The 26,859-nt window shown below is 42.0% G+C and carries 19 protein-coding genes; 13 read left to right on the top strand and 6 right to left on the bottom strand.

Going from position 1 to position 26,859, the window contains the following annotated elements; genetic code table 11:
- Positions 1-16 precede the first annotated feature (16 nt).
- The 6 genes from ACSLUK_RS06335 to ACSLUK_RS06310 all read left to right on the top strand — a co-directional run bounded on the left by ACSLUK_RS06335 (position 17) and on the right by ACSLUK_RS06310 (position 8,830).
- Entirely contained in the window at positions 17-1,396 is a 1,380-nt protein-coding gene (locus ACSLUK_RS06335; protein ID WP_448547961.1) for a TolC family protein, read from the top strand.
- Positions 1,396-3,189 carry an efflux RND transporter periplasmic adaptor subunit gene (locus ACSLUK_RS06330; protein WP_448547695.1) on the top strand — a complete coding sequence of 598 codons (1,794 nt, stop codon included), beginning with the start codon at positions 1,396-1,398 and terminating at the stop codon, positions 3,187-3,189. Before ACSLUK_RS06335 ends, ACSLUK_RS06330 begins: the two co-directional genes overlap by 1 nt.
- Positions 3,190-3,206: 17 nt before the next feature.
- Entirely contained in the window at positions 3,207-6,371 is a 3,165-nt protein-coding gene (locus ACSLUK_RS06325) for an efflux RND transporter permease subunit (protein WP_448547694.1), read from the top strand.
- Positions 6,364-7,089: a PepSY domain-containing protein gene (locus tag ACSLUK_RS06320; RefSeq protein ID WP_448547693.1), complete on the top strand. Its 726-nt coding sequence runs from the start codon at positions 6,364-6,366 to the stop codon at positions 7,087-7,089. Before ACSLUK_RS06325 ends, ACSLUK_RS06320 begins: the two co-directional genes overlap by 8 nt.
- Entirely contained in the window at positions 7,071-7,802 is a 732-nt protein-coding gene (locus tag ACSLUK_RS06315) for a PepSY domain-containing protein (RefSeq protein ID WP_448547692.1), read from the top strand. Before ACSLUK_RS06320 ends, ACSLUK_RS06315 begins: the two co-directional genes overlap by 19 nt.
- A 158-nt stretch (positions 7,803-7,960) precedes the next feature.
- Entirely contained in the window at positions 7,961-8,830 is an 870-nt protein-coding gene (locus tag ACSLUK_RS06310; RefSeq protein WP_448547691.1) for a TIGR02285 family protein, read from the top strand.
- A gap of 346 nt (positions 8,831-9,176) precedes the next feature.
- On the opposite strand, the gene ACSLUK_RS06305 is transcribed toward ACSLUK_RS06310, so the two are convergent.
- A complete protein-coding gene (locus tag ACSLUK_RS06305) occupies positions 9,177-10,937 on the bottom strand; it encodes an amidohydrolase (protein ID WP_448547690.1) in 1,761 nt (586 codons plus the stop codon).
- Between the two features lie 176 nt (positions 10,938-11,113).
- On the opposite strand from ACSLUK_RS06305, the gene ACSLUK_RS06300 reads away from it, so the two are divergent.
- From ACSLUK_RS06300 to ACSLUK_RS06290, 3 genes are all read left to right on the top strand, one after another.
- Entirely contained in the window at positions 11,114-11,776 is a 663-nt protein-coding gene (locus ACSLUK_RS06300; RefSeq protein WP_448547689.1) for a response regulator transcription factor, read from the top strand.
- Positions 11,776-13,059 (top strand): sensor histidine kinase, encoded by a 1,284-nt coding sequence (locus ACSLUK_RS06295; protein WP_448547688.1) that lies wholly within the window; start codon positions 11,776-11,778, stop codon positions 13,057-13,059. The genes ACSLUK_RS06300 and ACSLUK_RS06295 overlap by 1 nt, the downstream gene beginning before the upstream one ends.
- A gap of 610 nt (positions 13,060-13,669) precedes the next feature.
- Positions 13,670-14,884, top strand: a complete 1,215-nt coding sequence (locus ACSLUK_RS06290) for a type III PLP-dependent enzyme (RefSeq protein ID WP_448547687.1) — start codon at positions 13,670-13,672, stop codon at positions 14,882-14,884.
- 79 nt (positions 14,885-14,963) lie between these two features.
- Here ACSLUK_RS06290 and ACSLUK_RS06285 read toward each other — a convergent pair whose 3' ends face one another.
- Positions 14,964-15,527 carry a lipid-binding SYLF domain-containing protein gene (locus tag ACSLUK_RS06285; RefSeq protein WP_448547686.1) on the bottom strand — a complete coding sequence of 188 codons (564 nt, stop codon included), beginning with the start codon at positions 15,525-15,527 and terminating at the stop codon, positions 14,964-14,966.
- A 329-nt stretch (positions 15,528-15,856) separates the two neighbouring features.
- Here ACSLUK_RS06285 and ACSLUK_RS06280 point away from each other — a divergent pair, with 329 nt between their 5' ends.
- Together ACSLUK_RS06280 and ACSLUK_RS06275 are read left to right on the top strand one after the other, a co-directional pair.
- Positions 15,857-17,800: a BCCT family transporter gene (locus ACSLUK_RS06280; RefSeq protein ID WP_448547685.1), complete on the top strand. Its 1,944-nt coding sequence runs from the start codon at positions 15,857-15,859 to the stop codon at positions 17,798-17,800.
- Positions 17,801-18,099: 299 nt separating this feature from the next.
- The gene (locus ACSLUK_RS06275) at positions 18,100-18,924 is read left to right on the top strand and encodes a M90 family metallopeptidase (RefSeq protein WP_448547684.1); all 825 of its coding nucleotides are present in this window, start codon (positions 18,100-18,102) and stop codon (positions 18,922-18,924) included.
- 203 nt (positions 18,925-19,127) lie between these two features.
- Here ACSLUK_RS06275 and ACSLUK_RS06270 read toward each other — a convergent pair whose 3' ends face one another.
- The 4 genes from ACSLUK_RS06270 to ACSLUK_RS06255 form a co-directional block, all read right to left on the bottom strand.
- Positions 19,128-19,766: a DMP19 family protein gene (locus tag ACSLUK_RS06270; RefSeq protein ID WP_448547683.1), complete on the bottom strand. Its 639-nt coding sequence runs from the start codon at positions 19,764-19,766 to the stop codon at positions 19,128-19,130.
- Positions 19,767-19,857: 91 nt separating this feature from the next.
- On the bottom strand, positions 19,858-21,105 hold the full coding sequence (locus tag ACSLUK_RS06265) for a hypothetical protein (protein ID WP_448547682.1): 1,248 nt from the start codon (positions 21,103-21,105) through the stop codon (positions 19,858-19,860).
- Positions 21,106-21,276: 171 nt separating this feature from the next.
- A complete protein-coding gene (locus ACSLUK_RS06260; protein ID WP_448547681.1) occupies positions 21,277-21,702 on the bottom strand; it encodes a hypothetical protein in 426 nt (141 codons plus the stop codon).
- 152 nt (positions 21,703-21,854) lie between these two features.
- Entirely contained in the window at positions 21,855-24,119 is a 2,265-nt protein-coding gene (locus ACSLUK_RS06255) for a TonB-dependent receptor (RefSeq protein ID WP_448547680.1), read from the bottom strand.
- A gap of 249 nt (positions 24,120-24,368) precedes the next feature.
- On the opposite strand from ACSLUK_RS06255, the gene ACSLUK_RS06250 reads away from it, so the two are divergent.
- Entirely contained in the window at positions 24,369-25,421 is a 1,053-nt protein-coding gene (locus ACSLUK_RS06250; protein ID WP_448547679.1) for a LacI family DNA-binding transcriptional regulator, read from the top strand.
- Positions 25,422-25,588: 167 nt separating this feature from the next.
- Positions 25,589-26,827, top strand: a complete 1,239-nt coding sequence (locus ACSLUK_RS06245; RefSeq protein WP_448547678.1) for an MFS transporter — start codon at positions 25,589-25,591, stop codon at positions 26,825-26,827.
- Positions 26,828-26,859: the final 32 nt, after the last annotated feature.

Below are 26,859 nucleotides of genomic sequence, written 5' to 3'. Positions count from 1 at the left end.
ACTAACCATAGGGTTAATGGTGGGCTGTTCGGTGTTTTCAGTGAATGCACAGAAAGTTATATCACTAGATCAGGCGATTTCACTGGCACAACAAAACGATCCTTGGCTACATGGCAGCCAGCTAAAACAAAAAGCGGTTGAACACCGAAGCGTGGCGTCTGGCGCATTACCTGATCCGAAAATTTCTATCAGCATGATGAACGTGCCAACCGATACATGGAATTTAGACCAAGAAGGTATGACCCAATTTAAAGTTGGACTGTCACAAATGTTCCCAAGGGGCGACAGTTTAGCGATAAAAGAAAGTCAGCTGAAAATTGAAGCATCTAAGTTTCCATTATTACGTGAAGAGCGCAAAGCAAAGTTAAAAACGATGGTGACTGAGCTTTGGCTGGAAGCCTATTTAGCGCAACGAACGATTAGCTTAATAGAGTCTGACAGGGCGCTGTTTGAACAAATGGCTGAGGTGGCAATAGCAAGTTATTCGAGTGCCGTTGGAAAAACCCGCCAGCAAGACGTTATTCGTGCCCAACTGGAAATCGTTCAACTAGAAGACAGGTTAACCGGGCAAAAACTAAAATTAGAGTCGGCAATTGCACGTTTAAATGAGTGGCTACATCTTTATGACAGCAGCAACTTATCATACGACTTTAATTATGACTCACAACCTAGTGCCTATAGCGAGGAAGAATATAATCCATTTGAAGTGTCAAAAACGTTACCCGCGATTAGCTTAGACAATCCCACTATTTTAAAGGCGGATCAGTACTCGAGAAATAAGCTAGCACAGGAACTGGCAAACCATCCTGCGGTATTGGCTATTGATGTAAAGAGAAAAGTGTTTGAAAAAAGCATTGAGCTGGCAAAACAACAATATAAGCCACAATGGGGCGTAAATGCGAGTTACGGTTATCGAGACGATATGCTGTCAGGCGAAAGTCGAGCTGACTTGTTTTCAGTGGGGGTATCATTTGATTTGCCGCTCTTTACAGAAAACAGACAAGACAAACAACTAGCCGCATCCGTTGCGGAATCTGAAGCAGTAAAAACCGAAAAACTATTGCTGACAAAACAAATGATAAGTGCGATAGAAAAAGAGCTGAGGCAGTTACATCGCCTATCTGAGCGGCAGGCTCTTTATCAAGATCAATTACTTAAACAAACGCATGATCAAGCAGAGGCATCACTCACTGCATACACCAATGATGACGGTGACTTTGCAGAAGTTGTTAGAGCCAGAATTGCCGAACTAAATGCTCGTATTTCAGCGTTGCAAATCGATGTTGAAGCCTTGAAAACAGTGGCGCGTATTAATTATTTTTTTGCCGAGGCGTCAATTGCTAATTCAAGAATGTCAAACCACGCTCAATCTGCCCAGCAAGTTGGAGACAAATAATGTCAGTTAATACCAAATCCTCAAACCTAAAACTTATCGCAGTGGCAGTTATCGGTGCATTGCTAGGCGCAGGTGCGTTGTCTGTTTTTCAGGACTCGCCAAGCATGGGCGATGATTCAACGGCGTCAGGCGAGAAAAAGCCGCTCTATTGGGTGGCTCCGATGGACGCAAACTATCGTAGAGACAAGCCGGGCAAGTCGCCCATGGGCATGGACTTAATTCCTGTTTATGAAGAAGATGCATCAGGTGCTGACGCGGGACCGGGTGTTGTTAAAATTTCGCCGCACGTGGTTAATAACCTCGGTGTACGCACTGCACCTGTTGAATTTAAAAACATGCATTCAGCAATAGAAACCGTTGGCTATGTACAATACGACGAAGACCAGCTAGTTCATATACACCCGCGAGTTGATGGCTGGATTGAGAAGCTTTATGTTAAAGCGGCGGGAAATCCTGTCGAAAAAGGACAGCCACTTTACACACTCTATTCGCCACAATTGGTGAACGCGCAAGAGGAGCTGTTAATCGCGCTAAAACGAAATAACCAATCGTTGATTACGGCCGCTAAAGATCGATTAAAGGCATTGCAGCTTTCTGAAGAGTTCATCTCGCAATTGGCAAAATCTGGCAAAGTACAGCAAACCGTTACTTTTTATTCACCGCAGTCAGGCGTGGTCGACGGTTTGCAAATCAGAGAGGGGTTTTTTGTTCAGCCCGGTAATACACTGCTTAGCATAGGTAAACTCGATCAAGTTTGGGTTGAGGCTGAAGTGTTCGAGCGTGATGCCGCACTTATTAAAAAAGGGCTTCCTGTATCGATGACACTTGATTACTTGCCAAGTGAAGAATGGGTGGGGGTGGTAGATTACGTTTATCCCACCTTAAATAGCCAAACCCGAACCCTGCGCGTTCGTTTAAAGTTTGACAACCCTGAACACCAACTTAAACCAAACATGTTTGCGCAGGTTGTTATTCGTGCCAATAACGATGAGCGCGTTATCTTGGTACCTAAAGAAGCTGTGATCAGAACAGGGAAACAAGACCGTGTGGTACTTGCACTGGGCGAAGGTCAGTTTAAATCGATTGAAGTTAATATTGGTCGGGTAGACCAAGACCACATCGAGATATTAAGTGGCTTAAATGAAGATGACGTTGTTGTTACCTCTGCGCAGTTCTTAATTGATTCGGAATCCAGTAAAAACTCTGATTTCAAACGAATGACGCATGACGAAGAACCGAGCGCTGTTTGGATGGAAGGGGAAATCAACAGCGTGATGACAGGCCATCGCATGGCAAATATTACTCATGGCCCTGCCGAAGCATGGGGCTGGCCTGAAATGACCATGGATTTCACGGTAGCTGACAGCGTTGATATTGATGCGTTAAAAGCGGGGCAGACTTTGCATTTTGAAGTGAGTAAAACGGCAGAAGGCGGCTATGAAATTACTGGCATTCATATTATGACTGAGCCTGAAAATGGCCCCGAACAGGTATCGTCTGCGACGGTATCGGGTGTAATCAATGCAATAGATTCATCAACTCGCACGTTAAATATCAGCCGAGGCCCAATTGAAAAATGGAACAGGCCTGCGGCAACGATGGACTTTGTGCTTGCCAACGACATTGAAATTAGCGATTTCAGTGTCGGTGAACCAATCATATTTACGTTTGAAATTCGCGATGATTTTGTCATTACTGAAATTTCTCTTGATACGTCTGATGTGAATTCAGACGACGCAGGTAGCGATGATGCTGAACACGCACAACATGCGCAACCACAGCACCACGAATAAGCGTAAAGGACGTCGATATGATTGAATCAATTATTAGGTGGTCTGTTGGCAATCGATTCTTTGTGGTGTTAATCACGTTGATCATTGCTTTTGGTGGACTATATTCCTTAAAGAACACACCTGTTGACGCTATTCCTGATTTGTCTGATGTGCAGGTGATTATTAAAACGAGTTACCCCGGCCAAGCGCCACAAGTCGTTCAGGATCAGGTCACTTTTCCGTTGACCACCGCCATGTTGTCTGTGCCAGGCGCGCAAACGGTTAGGGGCTACTCATTCTTTGGTGACTCGTACGTATACATTATTTTTGATGATGATACTGACTTGTATTGGGCAAGAAGCCGCGTACTTGAATACCTGAGCCAAGTAGCGTCAAGCCTACCAGATTCGGCAAAACCGCAATTAGGCCCAGACGCCACTGGAGTAGGTTGGGTTTATATTTACGCGCTAACAGACAAAACAGGCAACCATGATTTGAGCCAGTTAAGAAGTATTCAAGATTGGTTCTTAAAGTACGAATTGCAGACTGTCCCCGGTGTGTCAGAAGTTGCTGCCGTTGGCGGTATGGTTAAACAATATCAGGTGCAGGTTGACCCTGATAAACTCAGGGCATACAACGTACCGCTTGACCATATACAAACCGCGCTGAAAAGAGGCAATAAGGAAACGGGCGCGTCTGTGGTGGAAATGGCGGAAGCCGAGTATATGGTGACTGCTACCGGATATATTCAATCTGTGCAAGACATAGAAAAGATCCCGCTTGGTATTAATGAACAAGGAACACCGCTGCGCATTGGAGATGTCGCTGACGTGAATCTTGGCCCGCAAATGCGTCGTGGTATAGCCGAACTAAACGGTGAAGGTGAAGTGGTTGGTGGTGTTGTGGTAATGCGATTTGGCGAGAATGCCCAGCAAACGATTGACGGTGTAAAAGCCAAGCTGGCGTCGCTTAAGTCGTCACTGCCTGAAGGCGTTGAAGTGGTAACGGTTTACGACCGTTCAAATTTAATCGACCGAGCCGTAGATAACTTGTGGAGCAAGTTGCTTGAAGAACTGGCAGTAGTCGCACTGGTTTGTGTGGCGTTCCTGTTCCACTTGCGTTCATCTATTGTTGCTGTTGTCACGTTACCTTTGGGCATTTTGGTGTCGTTTATCATCATGAACATGCAAGGAATTAACGCTAACATCATGTCGCTTGGTGGTATTGCGATTGCAATCGGTGCCATGACAGATGGTGCGATTGTGATGATTGAAAACATGCACAAGCATATGGAAGCACTGGCTAAAAAAGGTGAAGCATTAACTGACGAAAATCGTTGGCAGGTGGTGACAAAGGCCGCTAGTGAAGTGGGGCCAGCGCTGTTTTTTAGTTTGTTAATTATTACCGTATCGTTTTTGCCGGTATTTATTCTCGAAGCGCAAGAAGGCAGAATGTTTGCACCACTTGCTTATACCAAAACCTATGCCATGGCAGCATCGGCTGGTTTGGCAATTACCTTAGTGCCTGTACTGATGGGATACTTCATTCGTGGCAAGGTCATTTCTGAGAAGAAAAACCCGCTTAATCGCCTACTTATCGCTACCTATATGCCGATATTACGACAAGTGATGAAGTTTCCTAAGTCGACGATTGTGGGCGCATTACTGGTGACAATCGTGGGCTTTTGGCCGATCGACAAAATTGGTAGTGAATTCATTCCTCCGCTCGATGAAGGTGATCTCATGTATATGCCAACCACCTATCCCGGCATTTCTATAGGTAAAGCGCGAGAGCTGTTACAACAAACCGACAAACTAATTAGAACCGTGCCCGAAGTGGAAAACGTGTTTGGTAAAGTAGGGCGTGCTGAAACAGCCACCGATCCTGCGCCGCTAACGATGATTGAAACTTTTATTCAATTAAAGCCGCAAGACCAATGGCGGGAAGGGGTAACAACCGAATCATTAAAAGCTGAATTAGATAAATTGGTGAAGTTTCCGGGATTAACTAACGCTTGGGTTATGCCAATAAAAACACGGATTGATATGCTGGCAACGGGGATTAAAACACCAGTTGGTATCAAGGTGGCGGGCCCAGATCTTGATACCATTCAAATAATTGGTCAACAAATTGAGCAGCTATTACCGCAAGTGAATGGCACGGCATCGGTATACTCTGAACGCGTAGCGGGCGGACGTTATATTAAGGTCGATATCTCTCGAGAAAAGGCGAGTCGCTTTGGCTTAAATATTGAAGATGTTCAGCAGGTGGTTTCTACCGCGATTGGCGGCATGAATGTTACGCAAACCGTTGAGGGGCAAGAGCGTTATCCTGTTAATTTACGTTACCCCCAAGATTACCGTGACTCACCTGAACAACTAGCTAGATTACCTGTAGTAACACCTAATGGCCAACGTATTGCACTGGGTGATGTTGCCAATATTCGCATAGAAAATGGCCCTCCGGGGATTAAGAGTGAAAATGCACGCATAAATGGCTGGACTTTCATCGATATTGACGGTGTTGATGTTGGCACCTATGTGGAAAATGCCAAGGAATATTTAGCTAACAACTTAGCATTACCAGCAGGTTATTCCATCAATTGGGCAGGGCAATATGAATACATGGAAAGAGCCAAAGATAAACTTACCTATGTGTTGCCATTAACACTCGCGATAATTGTAATCTTACTTTACTTAAACTTCAGAGCGTTTAGTGAAGTCGCAATTATCATGGTGACCTTACCAATGGCAATGATTGGGGGGTTATGGTTGATGTATTTCGAAGGCTTTAATTTTTCGGTAGCGGTTGGCGTAGGCTTTATTGCGCTTGCTGGTGTGGCCGTTGAAATAGGCGTTATCATGCTTGTTTATCTCAACCAAGCGTTAAAAGATCTCAAAGAAAAGGCGCAACGGGAGTTGACATCAATCACCGCAACAGAGTATCAAGAAGCATTAATACAAGGAGCAGGCTTGCGCGTTCGTCCAGTGATGATGACAGTCGCCACTATTATAATCGGTTTAATGCCAATTCTGTATGGTACTGGCACAGGTTCTGAAGTGATGAGCCGAATCGCAGCGCCAATGGTGGGCGGCATGGCAAGTGCTGTAGTGCTTACGTTGATTGTATTACCAGCGATCTATTCGTTGGTTAAAAAATCGGAAGTGACGTCATTTAATAACAGGTTGGTAAACAATGATTAGATGGGCAAGGAAATACCACAAATGGTTGATGGTTTTTGTGGGACTACAGTTTCTTTTTTGGTCGATTTCGGGGGTATATATGGTGAGTATGGACATTCACTATATCCACGGTGAATCTTTGGCTAAACGTGATAGTGAAAAATTGAACTTGGCAAGCGTGAGCCACTCGATTAATGCACTTGTTGAAAACTACCCTGATGCAACGGGTATTGTACTCACTCAGCATTTAGGTAAGCCAGTATACAGGTTTACTGATGGTGAAAATGGTAAGTTGACCGTTGACGCCACGACAGGGGGGCAATTGCCTGCGGTTGACGAAGCTAAGGCGAGAGATATCGCGCATTATTACTACACTGAGCAGCAAAACATCAACGAAATACGGCTAATAAGCCAAGTGTCAGATATGCCAGCAGAGCTTTCGCCAAGACACTTACCTGTTTGGCGAGTCACTTTTGACAACATGGCAACGCCTACTTTTTATATCAACCAACAAACCGGCGCAATCGTTGCAAAACGCCATGATTACTGGCGATTGTTCGACTGGATGTGGCGTTTTCATATTATGGATTACGATGATGGTGAGAACGTTGCCAACTGGTTCCTAATGGTGGTAGCAATACTTGGGCTATTGGCTGCTTTGGCAGGAGCGGTATTAACCTATCACCGAATATTTTTAGCGAATAAAAGAGGGGCAGTTTTATGCAGGCCTTCAAATTAAACATTGCCGTTCATAAGTGGTTGTCGTTAATAGTTGGTTTGCAGTTACTCATTTGGTTGGCAACAGGTTTGTATTTCAACTTGATGGATCACAGCAAAGCGACTGGCAATGCCTTTCGAGTGCATGCGCACCACGAAGGTAATTTACCAAGCTTTGATTTAGTTGCGACGAGCGAACTCCAAAGCGAGCCACCGTTAGAGCTAAAACTAGTTTGGCTATTACAACAGCCATACTATCATTTGATTTATGAACGAGGACAACATAATTACCAATCGCGTCACTCAACGCTGTTCGATGCAACTACGGGAAAACAACACGCACTAACTGCACAGCAAGTATTCACGCTGGCACAAGACTCATATTCGGGTACGGGCAAGCTCAATACACCCGTATTGGCCGAGCCACCATTTTCGGATTATGTTGGTCAGCAAAATTCAATGTGGATGGTAGCAGTAGATGATGAGGTAAATACTACCATCTACATGGATGCAGTAACGGGACAAGTATTGCGTCATGCCAATGACGACTCCAGATTAAAAGACTTAATGATGAAGCTGCATTTTATGGATTACGGCAATTCGGGCGGTTTTAATCATTGGCTGATTATTGTGTTCGCCATTGCAACATTAATTTTGTCAAGCACTGGTGTTATCTGGCTTGTGCAGCAATATCGGAAAGGGGCACTAAAGTTTAGTCGACGGAAAAAGCGCTAAGCCAGTTGACCAAATACTTGCTATCGCTCGTTATGACTTACTACGCGTGTGTTTTGCCTCTTTTACATTGCGGATAAAGCACTTTTGTGAACAAATCAGACCACAATTGCGTAAATCTTAATGACGAGTTATATTTTATTTACCCTAAGTAGTAATAAATGGTAACTTCATTGCTCGTTAGAAATTTCATCTACACTATACTCCTATTATCTTTGTTAATGCCGTTTGCGAGTTATAGTAAAGGTGTCATCAACTGGCAAACTTATCACCGTCCACCGGGGATCATTAAAACGGGACCAGAGCAAGGTGAGGGCTTTGTGCAAAAGGTACTCGATCTCATCATAGAGAGAATGCCTGAGTATGAACATAGGATGCCACTTGCTTCAATTGGTCGTGCTATTTCGGATATGAAAGCAGGCAAGCGTGTGTGTCACCCTGCGCTTTTTATAACGCCGGAGCGTAAGAAATATATGGTGTTTTCTAACGCCTCAATGGTTAACCCAAGTAACCGGATAATTGCAAAACAAGGTGTGTTAGATGGTTTTTTAGTTGATGGCAATGTGGATTTTGAGGCTGTTCTGAAATCAGATTTGTTCACATTTGCATTGGTTAAGGAGCGATCGTACACTGAGTCTATCGATGAAATATTCACTAGGTTTTCAAATAATGACAAAGTGAAATTGATATCAAATACCGATTTATCCTCAATCTTTCAACTTATTCACCTTAATCGCGTTGATTTATCCATTCTTTATCCCTTCGAATTAGAGTATTTCTTACAACATACCGAAATCCCAAAACATTCTTTAGTCAGTTTTAAAATCAACGGTGTAGCGCCTTTTAACTCTGGATCAATTGCTTGTCCGAATAATGCGTGGGGTAGAGCAGTGATTAAACAAGTTAATGTCGTATTAAAGCAAATAAAACACACTGATGAATACCGACAAGCTGTCACTACATGGTGGCGTAAAGAGGCTGAAACAGAAGAATTTTCAAAGTATTACCGTGACGTGTTTCTGGTGAGGTAGTTCATTTTAAAATCGATTATTTACTATGTTGCTTGCTGGCAGTTCTCTGTTTTCAGCAAAAGGGCAAAGCGTAATGGTTGTGACTTAAACTCACCATTTGTCAGGGGAAATGCCCGCTAATTTCAACTTGTGTTCAAAAGGGGCTAGTTGAGTTCTCACATTTTTCCACGCATCAATTGATGAGTGATAAATGGCACCTCTAACTTGTGACGTACTGGCGGTTGCGCTGGCATTGGTATTTCTACTGATATCGACAAAATCCTGTTTAAAGTTTAGAGCGAGATATTAACATGAGCGAACATATACCTGTAGCGGGTGATAAACGAAGGCATAATTCATACTGGGATCATTTACGGTAGATTAATTCACCGTCAAAGTAGGTCATGAGCACTTTGGTTTGGTTGATATCTTCTTTATCAACTTCAAATAGGTTACGGTCGATTACGATGAGATCAGCGAGTTTACCTACTTCAATTGAACCTACTTTATCTTCTTGACGCATAGCATAAGCGCTGTTGAGCGTATAGGCTTTGATGGCATCAGCGAGTGAAATGTTCTGTGGCGCTCGTGTGATCGCATTCTGCAAACCAATAAATGGATTGAAAGGACTAACGTTCCAATCACTACTTAGCGTTAATCGGGCGTTTGCTTGAACTAGCGATTTAATTGGAACTGCATTGTTGGCTCTAATTCTACCCAATAAACCAACGTTTTCTTCCCAATGTGCAGGGTTGGTAAATTCGCCAGCAACTTGTGCGTCAGCAATAACGTTGAGCTTGGCAAATCGCGCTAAATCTTTAGGGGCTATGACCTCCAAATGAGTCAATCTGTGTCGACCTTTACCAAAACTAGCTTTTTCTATCGCATTCAATGCTTCATGTATACCCCGATCGCCAATAGCGTGAATATTGAAATCGAAACCTACTGTCTCTAGTTCTTTTATGTAATACGCTAATCTTGCTTGATCGAAGTAGTTTAAGCCGCGATTACCTGCCAATCCAATCAAGTCAACATTGTACGGGGCAAGCATTGCCGCGGTTCCATTGACTAAAATACCATCGGAATATAATTTTATTTGATTAAATTTTAGATAGCTATCAGAGTCATTCGAATACATTGACTTAAGCTTGGCGAGCTGCTCGGTGTCAGTCATATTGGGATAAGCCCACAAGCCAACATTCACTCTCGCGGTCAGCTCTTCATTATCACTAGCTTTTATCCAAGTTAAGTGGTCGTCGCGCTGCCAAAAGCTACGGGCATCACTTATGGACGTAATTCCATGTTTAGCAAGTTCAGGCAGGGTATATTCAATGAGTCCTTCATAGTCTTTTTGTTGTCGTTTAGCGGTTGGCCGCATCGCAATATCCATCACCAAGTTTCCGGCATTGTCGATTAAAATTCCATTAGGTTCCCCTGTTAATTCATCTCGCAAGATCACTCCGCCGATGGGATCTGGTGAATCGATGTCTATTCCGGCAATTTCCATTGCGGCCGAGTTAACCCACATCGAATGTGAGGTTTGCTCCATGATAATAACGGGACGGTCTGGCACGACATCATCAATAATATCAATTGGCAGTCTCTCTGCGTCGAGCAACGTCGCAATTGTGTGACCATAGCCAATTAACCAATCTGCACTTGGGTTGTTTTCGGCAGCGTCGGCTATCGTATCAGCAAAATTTTCTGGGTCTGTTTCTTCAGTGTTTAAGGTAAATAAGGTATTTTCTGACGCTGACTCAATTGGATGCATATGAACATCATGAAAGCCGGGCAACATCATCTTTCCATTAAGATTGGTAATGGAGGTTTTATCGTTGGCAAGTTTTAATGCATCGGCTGAAGTACCAACGTAAATGATCCTATTGTCTCTTAAGGCAACTGCTTCGGCCCATGGCTGTTTGGGGTTCACTGTATAGATAGAGCCATGGATAAATATTTCCGTAGCCGTTTGTGAGTTAGTTGAATCGGCTAAGAGGAGCGTGTTTTTAGCAGAACTAGAAGTACTTGCTACCAACAATACGGCACTCAAGAAAAAAGTACACAATCCATATGTTGTTTTTTCTTTTGATGTTTTATTTAAGGTATTGTTTTTAAGTGATAAAAGCATCTTTTTGTTCCGGGGAGGCTAGCATTGATTCATTAAGTATAGTGTGTAAAAGGTAACTGTTAGGTAACCTTGCTGAATATTGGTGTGCCATAATGGCAAGTTATATACCTTATAATCTGTAGGGCGAACTATAAGAGCGTGTATTTATTCAGGTGCAACAAGATTAGGAGTGAAGCATGTTGGTGCTTTTGGCAGAAGATGAAGCTGATTTGGCAGAGTTAACGATAGACTATCTCGAAGATGAAGGAATTGAGTGTGATTACGCTGCTGATGGCAAAATGGCGATTAATTTGCTGGAGTCAACACGTTACGATGTCATTGTTTTAGATGTCAACATGCCGAAAGCGGACGGTTTTACCGTATGTAACTGGTTAAAAGAACAGCTTATCGACACTCCGGTTATTTTTCTCACGGCGAGAGACAGCATTGACGATAAATTGTTGGGGTTTGAAACTGGTGCTGATGATTATTTAACGAAACCTTTTGAGCTTGACGAACTTGTGGCGCGACTAAAGGTACTTGCTAGGCGAAAAAACGAAGCTCGGCGTGTGTTCAAGTTAGAGGACTTAACCATCGATTACGCTGCGCACATAGTGACCCGAAATAATGAAGAAATAAGTCTTCAGCCCGCACAATGGCAGCTATTGTGCTTGCTAGCGAAACATAGCCCCAATGTGGTGTCTAAACTCGATATTGAAGGGCATGTTTGGCCTGATCAAGATGTTAACAAAGATATGCTCAAAACATTGATATTTAGGTTGCGTACTGCCATTGATCGCGAAGGACAGCATGCGTTAATTCATACAATAAGAGGCGCAGGTATCGCGCTAAGAGCATAATGAAACATCAGTCACTTGCGCACTATTTAAATCGTCGCTATTTATTGATTCTTGCGCTTATTATCGCCGCATTTACGGCGCTCATAAGTTTCATGAATTGGTCTGGCATGGATGATACCACCGAATATTACATGTTTTATGAAGCGGAAGTTTTAACTGAACACTATCAGCCAAATCAAACGGTTGTTGAGTTTGATAGTGGCAGGAAAGAGTATTATTGGGGAAAGAATAATTTACCTGCACGCTATATAAAGTTGATTGAAGAAGACAACATTGAGCTTGATGAAGCTTCATTGTTTTTTGTAGAAAACCAATACATTTATATTTTGCCGTTTAGTTTACCAGCACTAAATACAGTATTTTATGTCATACACATATTTAGCCAAGATGATTATGCAAAGAGCAATCAGTCGGTCAGATTGAGCTTAAGTTTTGTTTCATTCTTGCTATTCGTACTTTTGATTTTTCTCGTCACCCGTTTAAACCGTAAAGTGACTGATCAAATTAATTTGTTTGACCGTTGGATGACCAAAATATCTGAGCAATCAGCCAATGCATACCCTGATACGGCAATCCCTGAAAAGATCAATTTTCGCGAATTAGTGAAAGCGGCAAGTCGACTGAAAACCAGTTTGCAATCACAATACGAATTACGGCAGATTGAAAGTGAACGGGTTAAACGAGAAAAAGACTTTCTTAGTAGCTTGAGCCACGAGTTAAGAACGCCAATATCAGTTATCGCTGCGGCGATCGCGGTATTGAAGAAACGTAATCAATTATCAGAGAAAGACGCTAAAGTTCTCGACAAGCTCGCTAGGGCAAACAGCAACATGAAGTTGATGACGGGCACGCTGTTACAAGTATGGCGCAAACAAAAATCAGCCAATGAGCCTGTTAATCTTGTTTTATCAGAACAATTGGCACATCTTGTTGAAGAGAGTGAAGTGTATTGCTCGGCAACCGTACAATTTCACCTTGATATTTGTTCACATGAGCCAATTCAGGCAGATATCAGCTTGATTGAAATAACGCTTGGAAATTTATTGCGCAATGCTTGCCAATATACCGCTGATAATAACGTGCATATTTCAGTCACCCAAAGCACTGTTACCGTTAGCAATGCATTTGAACAGGAGCATCAACACATAGATTTAAACTACGGTTTTGGATTTGGCCTTTACTTAGTAGAAACCATTTGTAAGCAACAAAACTGGCAATTTACTGTAGATAAAAATAAGAACCGTTTTGTGGTAGAAATCGAGTTCAGTGAACCCGTCGCGTAAGTATTACGATTTGGAGTCAAATTTGACGTCATTGAAACAAATAATAAAACCTGCAATTAACACATCAATCAAGTCTTTAGAGCAGTCTTTGCATGAGCTGATTGGCTTAATTGGAGGTGAAGGGTTCTGGCAAGCGCCTGCTCATAAAGCTTGCATGAAGGATTGGAGCGCTTTGAAGTGCTGTTCGAAGAATGTATAAAGCAAAATTAAGTGATATTGAATTTTATCTATGATGCTTGGTGTTGAATTAAGTCGAATTCAATCACATAAGGCGCGGTGGTAGCTTTGCTATCACCCACCGAGATCTTTGTGACCGTTCATGTTTAAATCACGCTAATAAAAGCAAAAACCCTTTCTCAAATCTTAAACAAATATTTTTTCTTGTAACGACAAAAATGATTCGTGCAAATAATAATTGCGCTGAAAAAATAAAGCATTAATATCGCCACGCTTCTTGTTGATAGCCAATCCGAGTACATCGCATTTTCGCGACAAGGCGATAGAGCAACTATCCAAGAGTGAACTTAAGTATTTAATTATTAAATTATTTTTGAATCGCTCAAGCCCGGTGTGGGTGGAATAGCTTTGTTGAACTTGTAGGGATATGGTGATGTCTGTTACGTCTATTTTAACACCTTTAAATATTAATGCGCATAACGGTGTAGATGCGCTTGCATGTGAAGAATTTTCCACCCAGCGCGCTGAAGCATTGGTTGCTCAATTTGGTTCGCCGTTAATGGTGCTAGATTGCAATCAGGTTAGAGCACAGTATCGTGCATTGAAAAATGCCTTACCGAATGTCGACTTGTACTATGCGCTAAAGCCATTACCACATCCGGCCGTAGTATCTGTTTTGTTAGCAGAAGGCGCTTATTTTGATTTGGCGACAAATGGTGAAGTCGACTTAGTTGCCTCAGTTGGTGTGCCGAGCGAACGTACTATTCAAACCCACCCAATAAAACGTGATCTAGATATTCAGCATGCGTTGGCTTATGGCTGTAATGTGTTTGTTGTAGATAACATTAATGAACTGGAAAAGTTTGTCGCGTATAAAGACGAAGTTGAAATTCTGGTTCGCGTTAGCTTTCCTAATGCCGATGTACTTGCCGATTTGTCGAAAAAGTTTGGCTGTAAACCAGAGAACGCGTTGGCACTTATTCGTCATGCTTTTTCATTGGGTATTCGCATTAAAGGGTTGTCGTTTCATGTAGGATCACAAACACGTAGCGGCGAAAAGTATGCGACTGCGATTACAAAATGTCAGCACATTATGCAGCAAGTGATTGATGCCGGATTACCAGCATTGAGTACGTTAGATATTGGCGGTGGCTTTCCTGTTCAATATACATCGGATGTTATGCCGATTGATGAATTTTGCCAGCCTATTAATCAAGCGTTATCTTTGTTACCAGAAACGGTGCGCGTAATTGCGGAACCAGGACGCTTTATTGTTGCCTCCGCAGTAACTAATATTGCGTCGGTGATGGGGCAAGCTGAGCGTAATGGTCAAACATGGTATTACTTAGACGACGGAATCTATGGCTCATTCAGCGGGCTAATGTTTGATGAAGCAAGGTACGACATAAAAAGTGCGGTGCAATCTGAAGAGCAATTTACATCGGTATTGGCAGGTCCAACATGTGATAGCATTGACGTAATTTCGGAATCAATCATGTTGCCAAAACTTAATAATGGTGATCTCATTATTAGTTCAATGATGGGCGCTTATACTGCGTGTACTGCAACTGATTTCAACTTCTTCAAACGAGCAGAATTTGTTGTGTTAAACGAACAGTTGCCAGTAAGCAATGTGATCAGCGCTTAATCGCTAATGGAATAGGGCAGCAAATCTTCTTTTAGATGAGCTGCCTTTTTTGACGCTAGTTATTCATCGTTAAATCAAACTAATTCAATTCCTTATCTTTCCAGAATTTAGTCCCCTTAATCGTTGCCTGTAATGCTAAGCCGCTCTCGGTAAACGTATATACAGTAACATCTCCGAAGTAGGCTTCTCCTTCGACCGAGGCACCTTTGCCACTAGCGCGTGCTGCTGCGTCGGCATTGCCACCAAATGTCCAACCCGAATGGATGAAGTGCTCCATAGCCTTTGTCGTATGAAACACCATGACAATGCGGTAATCTTTGGCACCTAATCCTAGGCCAAAACCGCCTTCCGCCATATTCATATAAGTGTGTTTTCCTGTAGCCCTGTTTTTTACCACACCATAGCCAGTACCCGCAGCCACAAATATCAAGTTGATGTTGGCGTTCGAAAAAACCGCATAACCAGGGGCGGCGTTGAGTTGTGCTCGAGTATCAGGCTTGCTTGAGAACAGTTGCGTGAGCACCTCATCTTTCATCGTTAATATCGCCTGCTGTTTGTCAGCAACGGAACCTTCACCCATAGAGGCACAGGCCACTAGAAAAATAAGCGGAAACACTAATCTGATTCGGTTGATGTTGAACATGTGAGTGCCTTTTTGCAGAGAGCTTTGCTACTTGGTATCAATTAACTGTAGAAAATGGCGCGATTTTATTCAAACTTACGTCTGAGTGAGTTGCATGTTAAAACGAATAAAAATGATCATATTCACTTGAGCGAAAAAGATGATAGTGCGGGAGTTAATTTAACTTGCTTATTTGCCTAAAGTTTTTTGCTAGTAGTTTGTGATCTAACTAAAATTGTGGCTAGTGTTAAATGTTGTTCGGTATGTTTTGGTTGGTTGATGCGCTATAATGACAGGTTGAAGTGTATTTCTTTTAATTTGTATTCAAAGTATTTGTTGTCTTGAGGTATATGAAAATCGACACCCGCAAACTTAATAAACCTGTCTTCTTGTCATCTTCAATTGTTATTGTCAGTCTACTCGCGTTAACTTTCTACTCGCCTGCTTTTGCTGAACACCTATTCGGTCAAATTCAATCGAGCATTATTACCAATGGAAGTTGGTTCTATGTGTTAGCGGTTACTATTATCTTAGGCTTTGTCACCTATCTAAGTTTGTCGCGCTTTGGTGAAATAAAATTAGGGCCAGATCATGCAACGCCCGATTATAAGCTTTCTACTTGGATCGCGATGTTATTTGCCGCTGGCATGGGAATAGGCTTGATGTTTTTTGGCGTGGCTGAACCAGTCATGCATTATTTGTCGCCACCCACCGCTGAACAGGGGTCTTTAGAGGCGATTAAAGAGGCGATGAAAATTACCTTTTTTCATTGGGGGCTTCATGCATGGGCAGTTTATGCGATTGTTGCTTTAGTGCTCGCTTACTTTTGTTATCGACATAAGTTACCACTTACACTTCGTTCTGCGCTTCACCCGTTAATTGGTGATCGAATTTATGGCTGGCCTGGTCATCTGGTAGACATATTTGCGGTAGTTGGCACTGTATTTGGTGTTGCAACATCGCTTGGTTTAGGGGCAACGCAAGTAAATGCTGGCCTTAACTACATAATGTCTATTGAAATCAGTGAAATGAATCAAATAGTTATCATGCTATGTATTACAGCGCTCGCATCAATATCTGTTGCCACAGGCTTAGATAAAGGCATCAAAATATTATCAGAAGTTAATATGGTTTTAGCCATCGCACTGCTATTGCTTGTATTTATTCTTGGCCCTACTGTGTTTTTACTCAAGGCTTATGTGCAAAATACTGGGGCTTATTTAGCTGATTTAGTGTCAAATACCTTGAACTTATTTGCCTACGAAAAGAAAGCTTGGATTGGCGGCTGGACAATATTTTACTGGGGGTGGTGGTTAGCTTGGGCGCCATTTGTCGGTTTGTTTATTGCCCGAATATCGAAAGGTCGCACCATTCGTGAATTCGTTGCTGGCGTGATGATAGTACCAGCAGCTTTTACGTTATTATGGATGACGGTATTTGGTAATTCAGCTATTTCGCTCATTGTTGACAATGGCATAGTGCAACTGGGCGAAATGATCAATAACAATGCATCCGTTGGGTTATTCGTATTCTTAGAAAACTTTCCGTGGTCAGGCATGCTGACCGTACTTTCAATTGTCATGATCGTTATATTCTTCGTTACATCTTGTGATTCGGGGGCCATGGTAATTGATATGTTGTGCTCTAATGGAGAAAACGATACACCACTTTGGCAAAGATTATACTGGGCGATTTGTGTTGGCGCTGTAGCAGCCATACTAACCTTAGTTGGAGGATTAGAAGCACTGCAAGCGATGACGATAGCCAGTGCACTGCCATTTTCTATTGTGTTGCTGTTAGCGTGCTATGGCTTGCTAAAAGCATTGCGTGTTGAGTCAGCCAAAAAAGAAAGTTTTCAGTTGAACACTATGACAACGATGACAGGAGATAAAAGCGAAAATTGGCAAAGTCGGCTTGATAATATCTTAGCGACGCCCGGTAAACGCAGTGTTGATTCGTTTATTTCCAAAGTAGTTGAAAGATCGTTTAATCAACTGGTCACACAATTTCTTGATCGTGATATTAAAGCTAAAGTGACCAAAAAAACTAACGGTATTGAGCTGAAGGTTTACCATGGTGATGAACATGACTTTGTGTACGGCGTATATAAGAGCATGCAAGCTCAGCCCGATTTTAGCATAGAGGATGATGGCGACACCTACTATCGTGCTGAAGTTCACTTAGTTGAGGGCGGGCAGGACTACGACATTATGGGCTGGTCTGAAGATGCTGTAATTAATGACATTATTGACCAATATCAGAAACACTTACATTTCCTTCACTTAGTGCGTTGATGCTTAGCCTGTTCACTTTGAATATCGACACTTTGAATCATGACAGCCTTGCTGTCATGACTCACAGGTGAATCGTTGGTATTGGTCATTATACCGACGATATGAATGCCTTTAGATTAAGTAAACAATGGTTAATGAATTCCAAATAATTACTTTACGCATAAGATTATTTAGACAATTTTTACAATCCAAAAACAACACGATTTTGTCGAGTGATGTCGTCAGTAATTCAATTGGCAACTTGAAATATTAACACTTTGCACCAACGTCATAGTAAGAAATTGTTATGTTGGATTGTAATGCTGTCGTATTTTTTACCTATATTTATTGCTTGTTTGCTTATTGGTTATTCTGCGGGCAAACCACTATATCGTGATTATCAGCGTCGAAAAATCAAACAACGACCATTCAAAAAGGAGTGGCGAAAAATTATTCAGCGACGTATCCCTTATTTCAGACAAATGCCTGCAGATTTGCAGTTGCAATTGAAGCAGCATATTCAGGTATTTTTAGCGGAAAAGTCGTTTGTTGGTTGCAATGGTATTCAAATTACCGACGAAATTCGCGTGACGATTGCCGCCCAAGCGTGCTTATTGCTACTCAACAGAAAAACGGACTATTACCCTAAACTTCAAACGATACTTGTATACCCTCGGGCTTTTGTAAAAGCACAACAATCGGTAAATTTTGATGGCGTACATCACACCAGCAATATCGCGCTAGCTGGTGAGTCTTGGGATTTTGGCAAGGTAGTGCTGTCATGGCAAGACACGCTTGTTGGCGCACAAATACCCGATGACGGGCGCAATGTGGTGATTCATGAGTTTGCTCACCAACTCGATCAGGAAAATGGCACAGCGAACGGCGCACCTATTTTAAGTAAAGAACAAAATTACAATGAATGGTCGCACGTGTTTAACGAACAGTTTGAGCTCCTACAGCGCCATGCTGCTAATGGCACAGAGTCTTTGTTCGACTATTACGGGGCTACGAATCCCGCTGAGTTCTTTGCTGTGGCCAGTGAAGTGTTTTTTGAACAGTCGCAGCAATTTCATCAAGAATACCCATTACTTTATCGTCAATTAAAGCAGTTCTATCGGGTTGACCCCGTGCATTGGTGTTAAACATCATTCGTTTGTATATTGTCATGGTAGATATAAAAAAAGCGAACCAAAGTCAAGCCTGTACGGATAATTGGATCTGATGGCAATATCTAAAAAGAAGCCTTGCAGGAAACTGTAAGGCTTTTTCGTTATATAGTTACAAAGTCGTTTCAGTAAAATCTGACAAAATTAAATTTTAAGATATTATTTTCACAATTAAAAATTCAGACTTTTTGATTTTGAGTCTGATTCTTTGGCTTGATAAACGCTTTAATTAGTCCGCTGGATTCCGCATAATTTGAAAGCAATTCACTTATATTATCTGGATCTTCCCAATACTCTTCATCTATTTTTTCAAGCTCGTAACTCCAATCTGGAGTTGGAGCACTGTCAGATTCAGGGTATTGCTTCATTTCATTATTGCGTAAGTAAAAATCCTTTGAAGGTTTTATGTTTCCAAATAAAACCTTTGTTGCTCTTCTGAGAAGCCAAAGTGAGTTAGTTGCCCCCAGAGTATTCAGCCCATTCACAACTTCATCATACAAGTCACCTGAGCTATTGCCAAAAAACTGATGCATTCCACCGTTGTACACTTCTCCATCGAGCAAACCTACAGCAAAATAAACCTGCTCTTCCTCTGAAAGAATATAGAAATTATCATCATTAGAGTGAACCTTATCCACAAGGTATGTCCATAGCTCTCTAAAAGGGTCATATTCTTTTTGTTTACGATAAAACTCTTTAGAGCTTTCGATACTTTCACGGTTTCCTTGTTTACATGGCATACAAAGTCCACCGTTGCGCTCTGCTGTTGAAGGCAGAATCATTGCATCACATGTATTACACTTTACTTTTTCTGTCATCAAATTAGTTATATTTACGTTTCCATTCGAAACAATAATAATATGGAAGCTAGCTTCAATAAATACCTAAATGAAATTACAAGCTTTTGTTTCACTTATTGTACTTTTCAAAATAAATAATTTTCTCAACATCAACAAGTCCCTTTGCTAAGCCTAATTTCATAGCTGGCGTAGCTTTATGCTTTTTGTCTACTTCACAGTAATTGAAATATACCCTAAATATCTCACCGAGCTTCGTATAAAGCTCAGGGTTGTAAGGCTGGTAGCCATACCATGTACCTTTGATTCCACTGCCTGTACGGGCTGGTCTAGCAAATGGGCTAAGAGATGCCCTTATTTGATTGAAAAACCTGTCTATGGCGTGCAGAGAGGCTTTACGGTAGAGGTTGGCTTGATGATCTAAGTCATATCGTTGAATATTAGTAACGGCTGCTATCCGTTTATCCACTTCATTCAAGCTAGGCATTGGGTTTCTGACCCAAGCTTCATAAGCGTTACGTGGCCTCGTTGGATTTTCCATGCTAACTTTGATCATGTCTCTGATAGCAATATTAAGCTCCTGATTGGTTAACGAACTGTATTTCTTGCCACAAAAGGCTGAGACTTCAAGCTTACGATCTCTGGCTATTTTTCGCTTCTCGTCAATGGTTAAGTGTTTCGTCATAGACACAGCAAACCCATCTGAATTGCCAGCTCTAATCTGCTCCTTGAATGCAGCTTTGTAGGAGTTACTCAAGCCTTCATCTAGATCCATAAAGAACCTTGTTTTCTCAACGCCTTCAGTCAATGTATTTATCAGGTGAAAATGAGCTGCCATCGTATAATCGTTGTGTATTTCCATGCCCTTAGTAGGTAACTGATTAGACTTTCCATATGACTCAGAAGCACTGTCAGGATCATAGAGTTCATTAAAGGCTATCTGCTGTTCAAGGTCTTCTTTTAAGGATGCTCCTTTTGCTGGGTGCTTCTTTCCCTTAGTTGCTTTAATCGCTTCAAAATCTCTCTTTAGCCAAGCTCTGGCGTACTGGCGGTGATGTTTCATTTTCTCGTGTTCACCTAACTCCTCAGCATGTCGTTCCACTTCTTCAGGGTTAAGACTTGGATCGTAGTTGAAGTTGTAAGCGAGAATATAGCTACTTGTAAGGTCAGCAGTTCCAATGACATAGAACTCACAGTTTTTCTTCTCTTTTCGATTAACCCAGTTAGAAATATAAACTTGCCTGTCGGTGCATAGGTACATCCGTTCATACTTCTTGCTGACTAGCCTTCGTTCTCGGTTTGCTACAAACTCAACACACTTGCGATGAATAAAGTCAATTCTTCTATACAGGGTGGGCATACTAATGCCATACAACTTCGCTATGCGTGCTAAGGGCGTTCTAGATACCAAGGTTCTGAAAAAGTAGATGTCTATTTGGGTATTGTCATGGACTCTATCTATTGGTTTCCCAGTGAATGATGTTTTACAGACGTTGCAATAATAACGCTGAGTACCTTTGGGAGTCTTTCCTCATTTTTTAATGGATACTGGCTTAGTCCCTAAGCTACTTTCACAGTCTGCATTTACACATTTTGAGCCTGTTTTTGTAAGATAAGCGGCAATACGCTCGTATTCTTCGTATATGCCTTTATTACTTTTGAGAGAGTAGGAAGTTTGGTTCTTGTATGGTGATGTTCGGGCGAACTCAAGGCAACCTTTACAAATGATTGATGTAGACTTAGGGCCAGTCCCATGAAGCGTATAAAATGTGTTTAGTTTAACAGATTGACGCTTTCCATCTTTTTCAATATATTTATTCGAAAGCGTTTTTTCTTCTATTTCCTCTGGCGTTAAGCCAAAGTTCTCGCACATCGTAAATTTGCAACAATTGAACTGAATTCCATTATGAGCAAAGGGGATTTTGGGTGGTTTGTCTTGGCAAGATTTCTTGCTCATAAAAAAAGTGCTATACCTGTAAATAATTACAGTAAATATAGCACTTTATTTCGCTAAGCCAAGCTTTTAGATCCAATTATCCGTATAGGCTTGAACCAAAGTTCGCTTTTTGTTTATCAATATTGATGTATTCTTAAAAGATAACTCGATAACTAAAATTGATAACTCACGCTCAAATCGATGCTTCTAGGTAGTATATAGCGGCCATTTGCCGATAGTGCACTTCGCGGATCACCTTCGGTTAAAGCATCTTCATCGGTTAGGTTGCTTACAGATAATTGCACCTCAACTTGATCAGATAAGTTTAAGATCATACCAACATCAATCTTTTCATAGCCGGGTAGAGTAACGGTATTTTCGTTATTGGCAAAACGGTCGCCTACCGCTGAGAAATTACCATAAATAGTTGCGTACATACCGTTGTCAAATTCAATGTCGTAGCTTGGCGTAACCCTTACTTGCCAGCTTGGTTGACGTTGTGCTTCATTACCTAAGTTATCTGGACTTTCAGTGATTTCTGTTTCTTGAACCGTCGAATTTAAATTGACTGAAAAGCCATTGTCAGCGTAGTAATTGAAGTCAATTTCAACCCCGTAGGCTTCATTCGTCAGTATTTCTGCAGGCGCACCGGGTTGTCTAACAAATGTGTCACCCTTTACTTCATTGAAAAAAGCAGTGGCGTAAAGGTTATAGTTATCTCTTGCGAGCTTATAGCCAAGTTCAAACTGAGAGACTTCTTTGATCAAGTCTTCACCTTGTTGGTATGCGCCATAATTATCTCTAAAGTCGTCGAAAAACGGCATTTTGCTACCATCGCTGATTCGCGCAAAAATGCCTTGTTTTTCGGCAAACATCCAGTTTATACCGGCTGTCCATGCCAATTCAGTTTCATCATATGAGACGACTTGGTTAATGGTGCCGTCTAAATCTTCATCTACGGTATACTCGATTTGATGGTTTTCATTGCGAATACCCGCATCTATGGTTAACTGGCTGGTGATTTCGTATGACGCAGCAAAGTATAGTGCATCTGTTGATCCGTCTCCGATGCTATTAATGTCGTAGTTCCAACCGCAGCTGTCTTGATTGTCATTACAGTCGATACCCGTAAGCATTTCACCACCAGACTCCACAACATGATATGCCTGATTGCCTAGTGCCCACCAGTCTTTAGCCTCAAAAGTGGTATGGTAATAACCGGCCGTAAATGAGCCTTTGTCGAAGGTTTTTGTGATGGCTAAGTCGTTAGTAAATGCCTCAATTTCTTTTTTAACCACCCAACGGCCAATTTGTTGCACCATGGTATCGCCGCTATATTGAGCGCCTGTTACGGCACCTGTGGCACTAGTGCCATTATCGGCAACATTCGCTAATTCGGTTGGATCGCCATTTGGTACTAATCCGTAGGTGTCAGCATCGCCCTTAGTGTAGATGAAGCGATTGACTAAGCCCCAACCATTGTCGAATGTTAGGTCGATACTACCGCCCGAAACAGAGCCATCCCAGCCGCGACCTTGGCCAAAGTCTATGGTTTCAGATGTTCCATCTAGGCCATATTGAATGGTTGCATGACGGTTATTGGTACCAATTTGTGTATATTGGTTGTCAACACCTTCTACGTTCAGTGGAGAGGGGAGATACCAAACACCATGGTCGTCGGTTTGGCGAGTAAAAATGTTTATTTTACCGTTATCAAGCTCTTTGGTGATGTTGATAGTAAATTGATGACCTTTCTCAGCATTAAAGCCTGCGTCTCTCACGCCCGGTGAGCTTTTGATATAACCACCTGCCATGAAGTATAAGTCGTCAGCTAAGCTACCACTGATAACACCGTCGATTCGGTGTAAACCATAGTCAGATGTGGAGTACTTAACGAGTCCTTCAGTATCCTCAGAACCTTCTTTTAATAAAAAGTTGGTCGTTAAACCGGGCTGACCATTAGACACAACTGCATTTGGTCCACCGCGTAGCGCTTCCATGAACTCTACGGTTTCATCTAGTCGAAATAGCGTAGAGTTTTCCAAGAATGAGAGGGTTGGTGGTGGAAATATAGGTGCGCCTTGAACTTGAACAGTTAAGAAAGGTGCATCTCCACCACCGGGGAAGCCACGAACGAATACATTAGCGCCAGAAACACCACCTGAACTTTCAACCCAAATGCCCGGTACTGCTTTTAATAGATCTGCTGTGCTTTTTGGTGATAGCTTTTCAATGTCATCTTCAGAGAAAGAGCTGATCGCAAAACTCGCTTCCTCTTTTTTTACACTCTTACCACTGAAGGTTCCGGTGACAACGATTTGCTCAACCTTTTCTTCAGCGGTGTTGGAAGTGTTTGGTGCGTTTTCAGCGGCAATTGCCACGCTTGCTTGACCACAAAGCGCTAATGCGATTGCAGATAGCTTGAATTTCTTCGTCATTATTATGCCCTCAATGCTGATATCTGCATTTTGCCATATCAGCTCATTATTATAATAAGGGTGTGCTGAGCTTTCCTAGTGGCTCTAAGCCTATCAAAAGTTCAACACACGCTAGCTTCAATTCCTTCCCCACGATCAATATAGTTACGTTTGCAAACGTTTGCAATAGCAAAATGCAAACGTTTGCTAAAAAGTGTTTTTTCAATTGCATTACTGGCAACTTATGCAATAATCCCTGACTAACATGAGATGGAATCATTAACTGGAGCTCGTAAGTCTTTGTCTTCTGAAAATAAATTAACCTTGGCTGGTTTAGCGAAACTGGCGGGCGTGTCAATATCTACAGTATCACGGGCGTTGAACGATAACCCTTTGATTAAAAAGGAGACTCGTGAAAAATTGCAAGCGTTGGCAAAGGAGCATAACTTCAGTTTAAATCGCGCGGCCAGTCGTTTGCGTACACAGAAAACCAATGTAGTGGCCGTCATACTGAATTTAACCGACAGCACAGATCAAAGCATTAGTGATCCCTTTTTGTTAAAAGTAGTTGGTGACCTCAATCAGGCACTTAATCGGCAAGGTTATGAATTGTTGCTATCTAACTCGCTGATGGCGGCTGAAGATTGGGCAAATTACTTTATAAATAGCAGTCGTGCTGATGGCATTATCGTAATCGGTCAGGGGAAAAGTACGGAAAAAATTGAACAAGTCGCTCAAGCTGGAGCGCCGTTGGTGGTATGGGGCGATCCTAAAGTAACAGCAGATTATGCTGTTGTAGGGAGTAACAATGAACTCGGTGGCTTTATTGCGACTGAGCACTTAATTAAAGGGGGAAGCCAACGAATATTATTTTTGGGTGACCCAGAGCATGCTGAGATGAGTGAACGATATAAAGGCTATCAACGCGCTATCGAGATTCATGGTTTATTGCATGACAATACATTGACGTTGTCTTGTGATATCACCAGTAAAGCGGCGTACGAGACCATCGCTCAAGCTATTTTGGACAAAGGGTTACATTTTGACGGCATAGTCGCAACTAGCGACATGGTGGCGCTTGGTGCAATGAAGGCGCTGAAAGAGCGCTATATTAGCATTCCCAGTGATGTTGGTATTGTCGGCTATGACGATATTGCAATGGCTGAACTGCTTCATCCTGCACTTACTACGGTAAAACAAGATACCAAAATCGCATCAGATATCATGGTAGAACAGCTGATAAAACAATTTCAGGGGCAAAGTGCGACATCTGCCGTTGTTGATATAGAACTGATCCCACGTAAATCTACTCGCCCGGTATAAACAGTCACACAGAAGGCACCTTGTTGTTAGATATTCCGGCTATTGGCCTATAATCAATGTACGTTATGAGCTATTGAACAACTTTATTTTAAATTTACAAATGCAAACGTTTGCATTTGTTGATTTTCGAATATAGACTGAAAGAAAAATCACACTGAGAGTATTTCATGTCACGCGCTTTAACGATTACTGCAATTGCTGCCTGTTACTTTGTATTTGCTATTTTGCTTAATAGCGTAGGCACCGTCATCCTCCAGTCTATCAACAGTTTTGATGTTAGTAAGCCTGAGGCGAGTACTTTGGAAGGGTTTAAAGATCTGTCCATTGCTTGTGTGTCTTTTTTCGTTGCGTCTGTTATTCCCAGAGTAGGTTACAAGTTAACATTATTGATTGGCTTAGCAATTGTTACCATTGCTTGCGTGCTCACGCCAAACGTAGGCCAGTTTTGGGTGATTAAATTGTTGTTTGCCTGCATTGGCGTAGCATTTGCACTGGTTAAAGTGTCGGTTTATGCCATTATTGGTCAACTGTCTACTTCGGTTAAGTCACATTCATCGATTTTAAATACGATAGAAGGTATTTTTATGCTGGGTAGCCTATCTGGTTACTGGTTGTTTAGTTTTTATGTTGATCCCAATGCAAGCCATTCATTAGCATGGCTTAATGTATATTATCCACTCGCAGGGATCATCCTCGTGGCTATGCTCCTTGTCGGTGTGTCATCGATACCTGATTCGCGAGAAGGCAACAACACCCAAGGCGTAGTTAAAGACTTTGTTGAAATGGTAAAAATGAGTTATCAGCCACTTGTGTTAGTGTTTGTTTTTTCAATATTTCTCTATGTATTGATTGAACAAGGAATAGGAACTTGGCTACCTACTTTCAACAGCGAAGTGCTTGGGCTACCGAATCATGTCAGCGTGCAAATCACCAGCATTTTCGCAGCTTCACTGGCGATAGGTCGATTACTGGCTGGGCAAGTGCTAAGGCGTGTACATTGGTATCCTTTTCTTAATGTTTGTTTAGTCGGTATGGGCTTGATTATTGTTGTTTTGTTGCCGCTTACTGAGCTTTCTTCAACATCATCCGTAAATCACATTGCTGAAGCTCCGATTGTCGCCTATTTGCTGCCGCTAATTGGTTTAATGATGGCACCTATTTATCCAGTGCTTAATTCTGTGATGTTGAGTAGTTTGGAGCGATCTAAACATGCTGCAATGACTGGATTAATTGTGGTTTTCTCTGCGCTGGGCGGAACAACCGGCTCAATCATCACCGGTTTTACCTTTGAGGCGTTTGGTGGGCAAAATGCATTTTATCTGTCGTTGTTACCAATGGTGCTGATCATGGCATGTTTGTATGGGTTTAACCGGACGTCACAAAAGCAACTCGCAATTTCTTCTTAATTTTACTTGCTATTTATTCTCTCAATTTTCTC

Source organism: Thalassotalea fusca, from assembly GCF_053485835.1.
The sequence above is the reverse complement of the archived record's forward strand: the minus strand, read 5'-3'. Positions and strand labels throughout refer to the sequence as shown.